This window comes from Chryseobacterium sp. SIMBA_029, from assembly GCF_046535275.1.
Classification (GTDB): domain Bacteria; phylum Bacteroidota; class Bacteroidia; order Flavobacteriales; family Weeksellaceae; genus Chryseobacterium.
In genome coordinates, this window is record NZ_JAWRXA010000924.1 from 1 (window position 1) to 231 (window position 231).

The window sequence follows — 231 nt, forward strand, 5'->3', positions numbered from 1 at the left end:
GCGGCGGTTCTTTTTTGCCTACGGCGTTTGTGTGCCTACGGTGTCGGCACACAACAAGGAAAGGCCAACGCCGCGGGCACACAGAAGGATCGCACCGCCAAAGGCAAAAAAACCAGAATCTCTATTGTGGACTTGTCCACAGAAAATGTTCGCAAATCTGTGCATAACTATCTGGCAAACCCTGCAAGCCATTGATGTGCTTGCCTTTTCCACCGTGAGGCCTAAGTTGTG

The 231-nt window shown here is 51.5% G+C and carries 1 protein-coding gene; it reads left to right on the forward strand.

Features of this window, described 5'->3' with window-relative positions:
• Positions 1-195, forward strand: a 195-nt coding sequence (locus SB679_RS26525) for a hypothetical protein (RefSeq protein ID WP_410705441.1), incomplete at its 5' end; no start/stop codon positions are given.
• Positions 196-231: the final 36 nt, after the last annotated feature.